This window comes from uncultured Erythrobacter sp. (assembly GCF_947492365.1).
GTDB lineage: Bacteria > Pseudomonadota > Alphaproteobacteria > Sphingomonadales > Sphingomonadaceae > Erythrobacter.
Map to the genome: position 1 here is coordinate 709,112 of NZ_CANLMB010000001.1, position 13,327 is coordinate 722,438.

Consider the following 13,327-nt stretch of genomic DNA (forward strand, 5'->3'; position numbering starts at 1 on the left):
TTGGCAGCAACTGGCGGAATGATTGCTCTTGTTACAATCGCGGCGCTTAGTGGTGTGGACCTTTCTTTCAAACTTCTTGGGCAAGAGGCAAATGTCACAGCGCCGAGAGACAATGGCAGTAGCAATGGTAATGGCAATGGCGGTGACGGGCAACCGACCAGCGATTCAATCAATCTTTACGACATCAATGATCCCGCATTGGTCGATGAGATAGCGAAATTAGACGAAGATCACCCGGTCCGTGCACGGATAATTAGAGAATGCGCAACCAATTCAGGACCTTGTGAAACAAGCCTTCGATCTGTCTATGTTTCGTGGCCCGACACCCAATCGAATTATAATCACGCAAAAGCATATGTATGCTCGGGCTCGACCCTAATGGGCAAAAACATCTTGATCGCAGACCGCACCAACAATCGGGCGGTGGTGCTGCCCGCCACGGGCAACGCGGGCGACCTAAAGGGGCCTTGCGGGGCGAATATCAACGCCAATGGTCAAGACGTGACCAAGGACAATTTCATTCAACTCAGCAACGAGCACCTCGAATGCCTAAACGCGGGACAAACGGTGTTGATGACTTACAATGCCCGCGAAGTGAAGCAGGTTGATCCAGACGACTACGGAGAAGGCTGCCTAGAGGGGATTCTCTAAGGCAGGTCGATCTTCAAACAGCCTCGAAAGCATATCCAGCCGAACGCACAGTGCGGATCGGGTCTTCGGAGCCTTCAACACCAATCGCTTTGCGTAGGCGGCGAATATGGACGTCGACGGTGCGCAGTTCGATATCGCTATCGGTGCCCCAAACCCCATCGAGCAACTGCCCGCGGCTGAACACCCGTCCGGGGCTTTCCATGAAGAATTGGAGCAGGCGGTATTCGGTCGGGCCGAGTTGGAGCACCTGTCCGGCGCGCTCCACCTTATGTGCGACCGGATCGAGCGTGATATCGCCAACCTTGATGGTTTCACCAGCAAGGGCGGGGCGGATGCGGCGCATGACCGCCGCAACGCGGGCAAGCAGCTCGCGCGGCGAAAAAGGCTTCGTCAAATAGTCGTCAGCGCCGGTATCGAGCCCGCGCACCCGGTCATCCTCAGCCTCGCGCGCGGTGAGCATGATGATCGGGACATGAGCGGTGTCTTTGTCACGTCGCAGGCGGCGGCAAACTTCGATCCCGCTGGTGCCTTCGATCATCCAGTCCAGGATGACGAGATCGGGCACTTCCTCGCTCGCCAGAATCAGCGCCTCATCGCCGTCGCTGGTGCAGCGGACGTTGTAGCCTTCGTTCTGGAACCGGAACTCAAGTAGCTCGGACAGTGCCGGATCGTCTTCGACAAGCAGCAATTTTGCAGCCGACATCACTGTGCCTCCAAATTCTGGCTCTTAACCGGCTGACACGCGAAAACGAGCCGCCTACTCAGGCATCGGCATCAGGCGGATAGGTGCCCGTTGCGGCATAGTGAACCATCTCGGCGACATTGGTCGCATGGTCGCCAATTCGTTCAAGATATCGCGCCACGAACAGCATCTGCGCAGCGCTCGAAATGGTCGCAGGATTCTCCACCATATGGCTGACGAGATTGCGGAAAATGCTGTTGTAGAATGCGTCGACCTTGGCATCGGTCGCGATCACTTCGAGCGCAAGGCCCGGGTCGCGCGCTGAATAGGCGGTGAGGACATCGTGAACCATCTCTCCCGCCAGCTCGCCCATAGCGGGGATCAGAGTAAGCGGTTCGAAATGGTCGCGCCCCTGGATCATGCCGACGCGGCGCGCGATATTCTTGGAATAGTCGCCAATCCGTTCGACCACGCCCGCAATCTTGAGCGCAGCAATCACTTCGCGCAAATCGTCTGCCATTGGTGCGCGCAAGGCGATGATACGAACGGCGAGCTTGTCGACTTCCATTTCGAGCGCGTCGATCTTCTTGTCGCGTTCGACCACCTTGTCGCCCAGTTCCTCGTCGCCGCGCACCATCGCGTCCAGCGCTTCCTGAATGGCAACCTCGGCCAAGCCGCCCATTTCCGCGATCAGGCCGCGAAGACGGGTGATGTCCTCATCGAATGCTTTGACGGTATGCTCAGTCATTATCCGTAACGTCCTGTGATGTAATCCTTGGTGCGCTCTTCGATCGGATTGGTGAAGATCTCTGACGTCGGGCCGTATTCGACCATGCGGCCAAGGTGGAAGAAGGCAGTGCGCTGGCTTACGCGGGCAGCCTGCTGCATTGAGTGGGTGACGATAACGATAGCATACCGGCCCGAAAGTTCGTCGATCAATTCTTCAATCTTGGCGGTGGCGATGGGATCGAGCGCAGAGGCCGGTTCGTCCATCAGAATTACCTCGGGATCGACTGCGATGGCGCGCGCGATGCATAGGCGCTGCTGCTGACCGCCCGAAAGTGCGGTGCCCGAATCCTCGAGCCTGTCCTTCACTTCGTCCCACAGACCTGCGCGGGTAAGCGAGCGCTCGACGATCACATCGAGATCGGCCTTCTTCTCGCCAAGTCCGTGAATTTTTGGGCCGTAGGCAACGTTCTCGTATATCGTCTTGGGAAAGGGATTGGGCTTCTGGAACACCATGCCGACGCGCGCGCGCAGTTGCACCACATCCATCGAATTGCCGTGGATGTCCTCACCCTCAAGCTCGATCAGCCCTGTCACCTTGGCTGAAGGAATCGTGTCATTCATGCGGTTGAAACACCGCAGGAAGGTCGATTTGCCGCAGCCCGACGGACCGATAAAGGCAGTCACATAGTCAGGCGAAATGTCGATCGAAACATCGTCGATCGCCTTGTTGTCACCGTAATAGACCGAGACATCGCGAGCCCGCATTTTGGCGTCAGGATTATTCTTGATGGTTTCGTGGACTATGGTCACCAGGTCTTCTCGAATTTGTTGCGCAGGTAAATGGCAACGCCATTCATTGCGAGGAGGAACAGCAATAGCACGATAATCGCAGCGCTGGTGCGCTCGACAAAGCCGCGGTCAATTTCATCAGACCACAGGAAGATTTGCATCGGCAAAACGGTCGCAGGAGAGGTAAAGCCGTCAGGCGGGGTAGCGACAAAGGCACGCATCCCGATCAGCAGCAGCGGCGCAGTCTCTCCTAGCGCGCGGGCCATACCGATGATGGTTCCGGTCAGCATCCCCGGCAGCGCGAGCGGCAGGACATGGTGGAACACGACCTGTACCGGCGAGGCTCCCACTGCCAGCGCGCCGTCACGGATCGAAGGCGGCACAGACTTGATCGCATTGCGGCCCGAAATCACGATGACCGGCATAGTCATCAGCGCCAACGTCATACCGCCAATTAGCGGGGCTGAGCGCAAATTGGGGAACAGCGTCAGGAATACAGCCAGACCCAGCAAGCCAAATATGATCGAGGGAACAGCGGCCAGATTGTTGATCGACACTTCAATAAGGTCGGTCCAGCGATTCTTAGGCGCGTATTCCTCCAGATAGAGCGCGGCCAGCACCCCGATCGGGAATGCCAGCAGGAAGGTCACGACCATTGTGAGCATCGAGCCTTTCAGCGCGCCCCAGATCCCAACCTTTTGCGGGCTGGTCGCGTCCGAACGGCTGAGGAAGCCCCAATCCCAGTTTCTCGCCAGCTTTCCTTCGCCCGACAACTGCTGCGCAAGCGCCTGCATTTCGGCCGAACCTTCTCCGGCAAGTCCAGATGCAAGGTCGGATGACGCAGTGAGATCAAACTCATAGGTTTGCGTCAAAAGCGCCGGATCGGATTGGACCGCCCGGGCAACTTCCCGCCAGGAATCGCGGTCTATTTCGGCCGCACCCTCTGCTCCCAGCTCCGCCATAGCAGCGGCTTCGACCACAGCAGGCAGTCCTTGCATTTCGAGGCGCTGGATCGCGTCGGGGGAGGCCAACAATGCCTCGTCGGCTGCGATCCCGCTCGATGCCAGATCAATTGGCACGCTCACTTCGGCGCGCTGGAACCCGCCAACGCCGTTGGAAAGCATATTGGCGAGCAGGAAGATCAGCACCGAGATGGAGAACAGGATCGCGCCCAGGCCGAGCGCACGAAAAAGCCGCTCTGCGCGGTATCGCTGTGCCAAACGCTTGGCAAACGCGTCGGTGCGGGTGGGCCCGCCAGCCGGCAATTCGGCCTGCAGCTCGGTTGCGGTATTACTCATAAGCCTCACGGAAGCGTTTCACGACGCGCAATGCGATGATGTTGAGCACGAGGGTGACGAGGAATAGGACAAAGCCGAGCGCAAAGGCGCTGAGCGTTGCAGGGTGGTCAAAGCTGCCTTCGCCGGTGAGCATTGCGACGATCTGATAGGTCACAGTGGTCATCGTATCGAGCGGATTGGCTGTCAGGTTAGAAGATGCGCCCGCCGCCATCACGACGATCATAGTCTCGCCAATCGCTCGGCTGACCGCGAGCATGATTCCTGCAACAATGCCGGGAAGAGCTGCGGGGAAGAGCACGCGTTTGATGGTTTCGGACTGGGTGGCGCCCATCGCAAGGCTGCCATCGCGCATCGCGCTGGGCACAGCCGCCATCGAATCGTCGGCCATGGAAGAGACGAAGGGAATAATCATGACGCCCATCACCACGCCAGCGGCAAGCGCGCTTTCACTCGACGCGCCCGAAATGCCGATTGAAACCGCCATATCGCGCACGGCGGGGGCAACAGTAAGCGCGGCGAAGTAGCCGTATACGACCGTCGGAATACCCGCGAGAATTTCAAGCGCGGGCTTCACCCATTTGCGCACAGAGGGCGCTGCATATTGGGTAAGGTAAATCGCGCTCATCAGGCCAAGCGGGATGGCTACGATCATCGCGATGATCGCGCCGATAAATATCGTGCCCCAGAACAGCGGGATCGCGCCGTAACGCGAAGCATCGGGATTATCCGGATTGCCCATCGGATCGGGCCCCCAGAAGGTCCCGAACAGGAAATCGACCGGTGACACCATTCCGAAGAAGCGAATCGTCTCAAACACCAGGCTCGCCACGATCCCGAACGTTGTGAGGATCGCGACCAGCGATGCGAGCAGCAACACAACCATCACTGTACGCTCAACCCGTGTTCGGGCGTGGAAATCGGGTCGTACCCGCAGGAAACTCCATGCACCGCCGCCAAACGCGATAAGGACCGTCAGTGCGTAGCCGATCAGGTTGTATTGGCTGAACGCCTCACGAAAAGGTTCGACCAAAGGCGCAGCGTCCTGGTTGAACACCACCGTCGATGCTCCGGATGCGACTGCGCGGGCCTCGGACAGCAATGCTTCGCGCTGGAAACCGATATCGGGCAGGCTTGCGGCAGCCGGGGAGGCGAGCACGCTTTGCAGCACAAGTTGCGGCGCGACGATCGACCACAGGACGATAAAGACTAGCACCGGAATGACGACCCACAGCGCCACATACCATGCGTGATAGGTGGGCCGCGCAAGCGGGCGCACCTCAGGTTCTGATTTCTTGAAGCTCCACGCCTTGGCCCGCCCGGCCAGCCAGCCTGCCAGGCCCAACCCGATAGCAATCAGAATGAGAGTAATCGGCGACATGGATTGAACCTGTTTCCTCTAAATGGACACCAGCACGACGATCTGTGCCGCACCATGGCGGCACCTACACCGCTCATGATCCCTGCTTTCAATCAACTCAATGCGCATGTCCGAGAAATAAGACACATCTATGACTCAATCCCCAGCTTCACGCTTCTTTCTTCAATTTTCGGCTTCGGCGGGTCGTCCTTGGCTGCAATCGGCAAACGCACGATGACGCTGGTTCCCTTGCCCAACTCGCTGTCGATATTGAGCCTGCCGCGATGGCGTTGAACGATATGCTTCACGATTGCGAGGCCGAGTCCTGTTCCGCCCGACGCGCGGCTGCGGCCGGGATCGGTGCGGTAGAAACGGCGGGTGAGATGCGGGAGCTGTTCCGGCGCGATACCCTCTCCCTGGTCGATGACTGACAGGCGCGCCATAGAGTCGCGGCCCACTGCCAGTTCCACCTTCACCGAAGTTTCAAGGCTCCCATATTTGAGCGCGTTATCGACCAGATTGCGGACCATCTGTTCCAGTTGCTTCTCGTCGCCTTGGACATGCAGATTGGGCTTCAGGTCGAGATCAAGCCGGCTAAGCCGCTCGCTCCCAGCTGCATCACGGGCAGCGCGCTCGACCAAGGTGCGCAGATCGAACACATCGTTCGGTAGATCGTGCTTTTCTGCCTCGACCCGCGAGAGACTCATCAAATCGCTGATAAGGCTGTGCATTCGCTGCGCCTCACGCTCCATCGTGCGCAGAAACTTTTGCGCGGTTGGTTCGGTGAGGTTGTCTCCGCCTTCGCGCAATGTCTCGACATAACCAAGAATCGCGGCAAGCGGCGTGCGCAGCTCATGGCTTGCATTGGCGACAAAGTCTGTGTGGGCGCGGCTGATATCGGCTTCGGCTGACTGGTTTATCAGCTCTATCACAGCCAGATCCTCGTCTATTGCCTGACGGTTGATCTGCCAGATGTCCTGCCACCGGATCAATCCGTGGACGGTCGCATTGCCGTTGCGATTTTCACTGAACAGCGCGATCGCTTCGGGATGGCGAAAGGCGACGCGTGCATCTTGCCCAACCACGTGCGCGCCCATCAAATCGCGCGCTGTGCGATTGGCAATGGCGATCACGTTCTTGTCGGCGACCAGAACCGGGGTGGAGGAGTTTTCGATCAGCTTGCGAATGGATCGGCGGCTGATCGGCCGCGGAGTGACGACCGGCGGCTCTTCGGGCGGACGTCCGGTGGCCAGCAGCAACGAGCCGATCCAAAGGACGGCCACGGCTATGGCGATCATCGGGTCAATGCTGAGCGTCAGCATGGCGACAAACGTCACCAACGCCAGCGCAATACCGACAAAGGGGAGGGTTCGGCTTGTTCCCATCGCGCAACGCTCTACCGCCCGTGGGCCGCAGGTCAAATATCCATCTGGGGATATCGAGACCCAAGCCGGGCGCGCGAGAGTGGAGATGAAGGAGGTGGTGACCCCTACGGGAATCGAACCCGTGTTTCAGCCGTGAAAGGGCCGCGTCCTAACCGCTAGACGAAGGGGCCACGCTCGTTGCGAGGTCGCGCATCTAGTCAGGCGTGATCGAAGGGTCAAGCCCTGTCTGCCTCACCTTTCAGAAAAATATGCTCGATGCCCAATGCCAGCTGGGGAAAAGCCGCGCTCAGTCCGCGAATGCGGCATCTTCCAGGTGCAACTCGGCTGCGGGGCGAGGGCCCCAATCGTCGATTTTCACTCGTCCGGCGAGATGGAAGCTGCGCCCCTTGCTCCGATGCATCAGCGTTTGCGCCATTTCGGTCTCGGCTGCACGGAACGCGATAGCCTTGAACGAACGGCCATCACTGCCTGCCGCGATGACGCGCAGATGGTCCTTGCCGACAATATCCGCCTTCACGATTCGCACTGGCCCCACAGCGACGCGCGGGGCCGGCCAGCCAACGCCATAAGGGCCTGCGGCCTCGAGAGTGGTTACAAGATCAGGCGTCAATCCACCGGGTGCGAGCGACAGATCGAGTTTCATGACCTGTTCGGTGCGCGCGCGCTCGACATCGCGGGCGAGCCGCTCGTCGAGAAATTCGGTGAAGGCAGAGAGCTTCCCCGCCTCGATTGTCAGCCCAGCGGCCATCGCATGCCCGCCGCCTGCAACGAGCAGTCCGGACTCGCGCGCCGCGATGATGGCAGCGCCGATATCAACCCCGCTGATCGAACGCCCCGATCCTTTTCCGGTCCCATCGCTTTCATCCAGCGCGATGACAATTGAAGGCTTGCCGGTCTTCTCCTTGATTCGTCCCGCGACGATGCCGATCACTCCCGGGTGCCAGCCGGATCCGGAAAGCACCTGAACCGCCATATTGTGTTGCCCGCCCAGCTGGGCCTCGGCGGCGGATTGCACTTCGGCCTCGATCGCGCGGCGCTCCTCGTTGAGCGCAGACAGCTGTTCGGCGATGTCGCGCGCTTCTTCGGGATCGCGCGTGGTCAGAAGCCGCACTCCCAACGTCGATTCCCCGATCCGTCCGCCAGCGTTGATCCGCGGCCCCAATGCAAAGCCCAAATCGGAGGCGATAGGCGCGCGCTTCAAACGGCTTGCATCCATGAGCGCAGCCATCCCGATCCGGTCCCGGCGCGCGAGCACTTTGAGCCCCTGCGCCACAAAAGCGCGGTTGAGGCCGTGCAAAGCCGCAACATCAGCAACAGTGCCAAGCGCAACCAGATCGAGCAGCGCCATCAGATCGGGCTCGTCTCGACCTTCGAAATAGCCTTTGCCGCGCAGGTTCCGAACGAGCGCGATCGCGAGCAGGAATGCGACTCCCACCGCCGCCAGATGGCCGTGCGATGCCGCCAGATCATTCTCGTCCAGCCGGTTGGGGTTCACCAGCGCGGCAGTAGGGGGCAGCTCGGCAGCGCATTTGTGGTGATCGACCACGATCACATCGACGCCAGCCTCTTTCGCCATAGCAAGTGCTTCATAGGCCATCGCCCCGCAATCGACTGTGACAATCAGGCTCGACCCATCCTCGGCCAGTTGCACCAGCGCTTCGCCAGTCGGGCCATAGCCTTCAAGCAGGCGGTCTGGGATGTAATAGCCTGCCTCAACACCCAGCGCGCGCAGCAACTCAACAAGCAAGGCCGCGCTGGTCGCGCCATCGACGTCGTAATCGCCGTAGATAGTGATCTGCTCACTTGCGAAAATCGCGCTTGCAATCCGCTCTGCGGCGCGGTCCATGTCGCGAAACTCTGAGGGGTTGGGTAGAAACTCCCTCATCGTTGGCTGAGCATGCTTTGCCACGTCTTCTTCGGTCACGCCGCGGGTCATCAACAATTGCGATGTGATATCGCGGTTAAGCCCGGCGGCATCTTCGCCGAGGTCCATATTACCGCCGCGCCAATGCCAAGCGCGCCCGGCGAGCGACTGTGAAACTCCAAGCACATGAGAAAGCGAGTGGGTGGCCATCGGGCGGCTCTAGCTGATCCGGAAAGCATGCGACAGGCGCGCGGCCAGACAATCGACAATTGACTCGAAGAGCAATGGATGGCGTTGATTGCGTCCAATGAGCGAGAAACCAACCCTTCTGGTCATCTGGCACAGCCGCACGGGTGCGAGCGAAACGATGGCGCGTGCAGCGGCAGAACACGAAGCAGCAAGGCTGATGCGCGCGCAGCATGTGCGTGCCGAGCATATCCTTGAAGCCTCCGCCTATCTGTTCGTTTGTCCTGAAAATCTTGCCTCGATGAGCGGTGCGATGAAGGAGATGTTCGACACCAATTACTATCCCGTTCTCGGACGGATCGAAGGGCGGGCCTATGCCACGATCATTGCAGCTGGTTCAGACGGTGAGGGTGCGCAGCGCCAGATTGACAGGATTGCTACCGGGTGGCGATTGCGCCGCGTGGCCGATCCTTTGATTGCGAACTTTGCAGCGCAAACACCAGAGACCATTCTTGCCGCAAAATATCCGTCGGACCAAATATTGACGCAATGCCGTGATATCGGAGCCGCAATATCTGAGGGCGTTCTCGCCGGAATGTTTTGACTAAGTAACCCGAATTGTGTTCTGAATTGTGTATATTCTACTCACACGGGACTCGACGCGGGGCGCAAATAGGGCCAAGCTCCGTGGTCAGGCGTTGCCGAGGGTCGCGGTAATGAGGGGATCGTAGCCAATCGCACAATCATCGGATTCCGGTGCCAAAGGGCTCTACCTGTTGTTTGCGAAGGGCAAACGGCCCGATCGTGCTGCCATACGCGGTTTCATTTCAGTGCATCGCGCAGTTTCGGTTTCGCATGACCCTTCAAAGGATACCCCCCTCCATCTGGTCGCCGCCGATGGTGAGACTCTTGAACCCTGCATCGAGAAGGATGCGACGGTCCGAGGCATGGTCTGGCTGGAATTGCTGCGCGAAGGGTTGGTCTTTGACCTCTGCGGCCTAAGTCCTGGCGAGGCGACTTATTTTCCGCAGATCGATCACCGTTTCGATCTGGAGGACATGCCCGGTGCTGCACAGTATGAGGCGCTTCAGTTGAGCCCAGGTCAGCATCTGGCAGGCGGTGAGCACTCAATTCCGGTGGTGAAGGGGCTGGTCGGCCTGGCGCGCGATCTGGTTCACCATTTCGAAGACCTCGAGGCAGTGGTGTGGCCTCCTTCAGCGAGCGCTATCGGTCAGCGTTTCTTCGAATCGGTGTCGACTGCCTGGCTCGAAGGGGGGACATTCCCCGCGCTAGGCCTGACAGCATTCCGGGAGACGATTGATGGCGCGCTGCAAAGCCGCGGGCTCGACTTCTGGATCGGGCAGGAACTGCGGATCGAACCGCCGCTTTCATCAGACAAGGTCGCTGCAACCCGGCTCGGTGTGCGGCTTATCAACCAGCTAGTACTTGTCGGCGGGATCGACGGCAACGAGAGGATCATTGCGCCTGACGGGACGCGGTTGATCTTGAGGACATCGCGAAATGGCAAGTTTGTGAGGGTTGCACGCGAATAGAGATGACGGGGGGCACAGGGATCGCATCAGGGCGGGCGGGACCCGTCTGCGCGCGCGCGCGCATCCCTTTTCGTAACGTCAACAAACGCGGCACGCCCGGACATGATCCCGGCCTGCAACGCCACCACCTCCTGCCGCGCCAACTGCTTGGTCAGCGCTGCTTTGGCTCCATGTTCGGCGCAATCGGCCGCGAGCTGGTCGGCTTTGACGATTTTCGCCGCAACGGATTGCTTTTGCCTGCGACCGATGATGCGACCTTGCGCAGCGGCATGCCGCTCCACCGAGGTCCGCATCGCCAGTATAACGAGCTGGTAATCGAACGTGTCGGCCGGATCGAAGAGCGCTGGTCGCAAGCTCGACCACGAGACCCCGATGCCGCGCTCAGCGAAGCGCTCGACCGATTGGCACTGCTTCAGGCAGCCTTGCGCCGCCGTTTGCTCAATGAACGGCGCAGGATGATCCTCAATCGCAAAGATCCGTTAGGCACCGGCTTCGACTTTGGCGAGTTGGACGCGATGGCCGAAGCGCTTTGGGAGGCGACCTGACGCTACTATTCGCTCCAGGCTGAGTAGTCCGAGTTTGCCATCAGCCGCGCCTTCGCTTCGTGATATTCGCGCTCCATCCGCGCGACGAGGTCTTCGACGCTGCCGACCGACTTGATCGCGCCGACACCCTGGCCTGAACCCCAGATGTCTTTCCACGCCTTTGCCTTGGTGTTGCCGCCCGAACCGAAGTTCATCTTGGACGGATCGCTGACCGGCAGATCGTCGGGGTCGAGGCCCGCTTTCTCGATCGAGGAACGCAAGTAGTTGCCGTGCACGCCGGTGAACAGGTTGGTGTAGACGATGCCAGCAGCGTCGCCTTCGACAATGCCGTCCTTGTATCCCTGATCGGCATTCGCTTCTTCGGTCGCGATGAAGGCGCTGCCCGAATAGGCGAAGTCGGCGCGCATACCCTGCGCTGCAAGGATTGAGGCGCCGTGGGCGATCGAACCGGACAGCGCGACCAAACCGTCAAACCACTCGCGGATTTCCTGCATCAACGCGAAGGGCGAGAGAGTGCCAGCGTGTCCGCCAGCACCGGCTGCAACGGGGATCAACCCGTCTGCGCCTTTCTCGATAGCTTTGCGGGCAAAGCGGTCGGTGATGACGTCGTGCATCGTGATCCCGCCCCAATTGCGCACCGCATCGAAGATCTCCGTGCGCGCGCCGAGCGAGGTGATGACCATTGGCACCTGCCACTTCTCGCAAGTTGCCATGTCGGCCATCACGCGGTCGTTCGACTTGTGGACGATCTGGTTCACTGCATAAGGCGCAGCGGGGCGATCCGGGTTCTCGCGATTATGCTTGGCCAGTTCCTCGGTGATCTGGTGCAGCCATTCGTCGAGCAGCGTCTGCGGGCGCGCATTGAGCGCGGGAAAGCTGCCGATGATCCCGGCCTTGCATTGCGCAATCACCAGCTCCGGACCCGACACGATAAAGAGCGGCGATCCAATCAGCGGCAGGCGAAGGCGGTCAAACGGGGCGGGAAGCGGCATTGTGGTTCTCTCCGGATAGGTCGTTTTGAGGCGCGGTAGGTTGCAATTCGCAACTACGCAAGGCGGACTAGGTCAGCACCTCTTCAATGTCATAGAAGCGCGCCGCGTTTCCGGCGTAGAGCTCCGCTTTCTCATCCGCACTTGCGCCTGCCGTGATCCTCTTGAAGGCGTTCCAAAGCACCGGATAGGTCGCCCCCCAGCGATCAACCGGATAATTGCTTTCGAACATCGCGCGTTTCGTGCCGAATGCCTCGATGCACGTCTCGATATAGGGCTTCCACAGCCGCGCCAGCTCCTGCGAACCAATCCCCGCAGCCGGTCCTTCGGAGGGCATGTCGCAATTGTGCATCGCCAGCCCGCCCAGCTTCACCATCACATTCTCGCATTTGCCCAGCTCGATCATGTTGCCCCGCCAGATGCCAAAGCGCTCTTCCAGCTTGCCCGTATAGCTCGCCATACCGAGCGGTGTTCCGCAATGGTCGAGGCAGATCGGTGTATCGGGGAAGGCGCGCGCGAGGTCGATCACATCGGGCAATTGCGGTTCGAGGATCCACGCATCGAAGCTCATGCCGCGCTTGCCCAATTCCGCAAAGCCCTCATGGAAGGTCGCATCACGGTAGAGCTGCGGCGGAGCATGGAAGGGAGGGCCGAGCACTTCGGGATCGGCATCCCACGCGCCCTGATGGCGGATGCCCTTGAACCGACCGGGTGAGGCGGCTTTGAGCGCGTCGAGCACTTCACCCGCCGTTGCGCCGCGTGTCAGGTCCGCATGCCCGACTATCCCCGCGCAGAGCCGCGCATTGCCGTAAAGCCCGCTCGCCGATTGCGCCGCGACGCCGTTCACATACTCAACCTCGCCCACCGGCTTCAGCGCTTCGCCATAGGCACCGTTGTAGAACGCGCCGCACTCCATGAAGACGGTGGCGATGACGTTGTGGCCGCTCTGCGCGACCTCGGCGTTGAACTGATCGAAGGTGTAATGCGCGACCGGAACCAGCGTTTCGAGGAAGCGGTGCCGGGGCTCAGGGAACATCGGCAACATGGGAGAGAGGTCCCACAGGTGATGGTGCGGGTCGATGATCGCCAGATCGGGTTCGAGTATCGCTTCGGTCATGCTTTGCACCTCTCCAACAGGACGTTTTCGCTTGGCACGCCATTACAGGCACTTAGCGGAGACATGGACCGCATGTTACACGGTCCTGAGAGAAAAACTTCTCCGCCGGACAAGAGCGCCCCTAGCGGCCAATCGCAAGCGCTAATTTGGGGAGGGCAGAGGCTAGACATGCGCACGCTCGA

At 60.0% G+C, this 13,327-nt stretch carries 13 protein-coding genes and 1 tRNA gene; 4 read left to right on the forward strand and 10 right to left on the reverse strand.

All coding sequences use genetic code 11. The features are described from left to right. Positions 1-18: 18 nt before the first annotated feature. The gene (locus tag Q0887_RS03410) at positions 19-651 is read left to right on the forward strand and encodes a hypothetical protein (protein WP_299192351.1); all 633 of its coding nucleotides are present in this window, start codon (positions 19-21) and stop codon (positions 649-651) included. A gap of 13 nt (positions 652-664) precedes the next feature. Here the strand turns inward: Q0887_RS03410 and phoB are convergent, their stop codons facing one another. From phoB to recJ, 8 genes are all read right to left on the reverse strand, one after another. Continuing rightward, entirely contained in the window at positions 665-1,354 is a 690-nt protein-coding gene (phoB, locus tag Q0887_RS03415) for a phosphate regulon transcriptional regulator PhoB (RefSeq protein WP_299192353.1), read from the reverse strand. A 58-nt stretch (positions 1,355-1,412) separates the two neighbouring features. Next, on the reverse strand, positions 1,413-2,081 hold the full coding sequence (phoU, locus tag Q0887_RS03420) for a phosphate signaling complex protein PhoU (RefSeq protein ID WP_299192354.1): 669 nt from the start codon (positions 2,079-2,081) through the stop codon (positions 1,413-1,415). Beyond that, on the reverse strand, positions 2,081-2,827 hold the full coding sequence (gene pstB, locus Q0887_RS03425; RefSeq protein WP_299195213.1) for a phosphate ABC transporter ATP-binding protein PstB: 747 nt from the start codon (positions 2,825-2,827) through the stop codon (positions 2,081-2,083). The genes phoU and pstB overlap by 1 nt, the downstream gene beginning before the upstream one ends. Positions 2,828-2,868: 41 nt before the next feature. Beyond that, on the reverse strand, positions 2,869-4,149 hold the full coding sequence (gene pstA, locus Q0887_RS03430) for a phosphate ABC transporter permease PstA (RefSeq protein WP_299192356.1): 1,281 nt from the start codon (positions 4,147-4,149) through the stop codon (positions 2,869-2,871). Then, a complete protein-coding gene (pstC, locus tag Q0887_RS03435) occupies positions 4,142-5,527 on the reverse strand; it encodes a phosphate ABC transporter permease subunit PstC (RefSeq protein WP_299192357.1) in 1,386 nt (461 codons plus the stop codon). The genes pstA and pstC overlap by 8 nt, the downstream gene beginning before the upstream one ends. A 128-nt stretch (positions 5,528-5,655) precedes the next feature. Further along, positions 5,656-6,891, reverse strand: coding sequence for an ATP-binding protein (locus Q0887_RS03440; protein WP_299192359.1), 1,236 nt, complete (start codon positions 6,889-6,891; stop codon positions 5,656-5,658). A gap of 95 nt (positions 6,892-6,986) precedes the next feature. Continuing rightward, positions 6,987-7,061: transfer RNA gene (locus Q0887_RS03445), tRNA-Glu, on the reverse strand. A 116-nt stretch (positions 7,062-7,177) separates the two neighbouring features. Next, positions 7,178-8,965 carry a single-stranded-DNA-specific exonuclease RecJ gene (gene recJ / locus Q0887_RS03450; RefSeq protein WP_299192361.1) on the reverse strand — a complete coding sequence of 596 codons (1,788 nt, stop codon included), beginning with the start codon at positions 8,963-8,965 and terminating at the stop codon, positions 7,178-7,180. A gap of 97 nt (positions 8,966-9,062) precedes the next feature. On the opposite strand from recJ, the gene Q0887_RS03455 reads away from it, so the two are divergent. The 3 genes from Q0887_RS03455 (at position 9,063) to Q0887_RS03465 (ending at position 11,039) form a co-directional block, all read left to right on the forward strand. Continuing rightward, positions 9,063-9,545, forward strand: coding sequence for a flavodoxin family protein (locus tag Q0887_RS03455; RefSeq protein ID WP_299192363.1), 483 nt, complete (start codon positions 9,063-9,065; stop codon positions 9,543-9,545). Positions 9,546-9,717: 172 nt separating this feature from the next. Then, positions 9,718-10,494 carry a hypothetical protein gene (locus Q0887_RS03460; protein ID WP_299192365.1) on the forward strand — a complete coding sequence of 259 codons (777 nt, stop codon included), beginning with the start codon at positions 9,718-9,720 and terminating at the stop codon, positions 10,492-10,494. Between the two features lie 2 nt (positions 10,495-10,496). After that, the gene (locus tag Q0887_RS03465) at positions 10,497-11,039 is read left to right on the forward strand and encodes an AHH domain-containing protein (protein ID WP_299192367.1); all 543 of its coding nucleotides are present in this window, start codon (positions 10,497-10,499) and stop codon (positions 11,037-11,039) included. A 5-nt stretch (positions 11,040-11,044) separates the two neighbouring features. Here the strand turns inward: Q0887_RS03465 and Q0887_RS03470 are convergent, their stop codons facing one another. Next, positions 11,045-12,031: a nitronate monooxygenase family protein gene (locus Q0887_RS03470; RefSeq protein WP_299192369.1), complete on the reverse strand. Its 987-nt coding sequence runs from the start codon at positions 12,029-12,031 to the stop codon at positions 11,045-11,047. Positions 12,032-12,098: 67 nt separating this feature from the next. Then, entirely contained in the window at positions 12,099-13,145 is a 1,047-nt protein-coding gene (locus Q0887_RS03475; RefSeq protein ID WP_299192370.1) for an amidohydrolase family protein, read from the reverse strand. Positions 13,146-13,327: the final 182 nt, after the last annotated feature.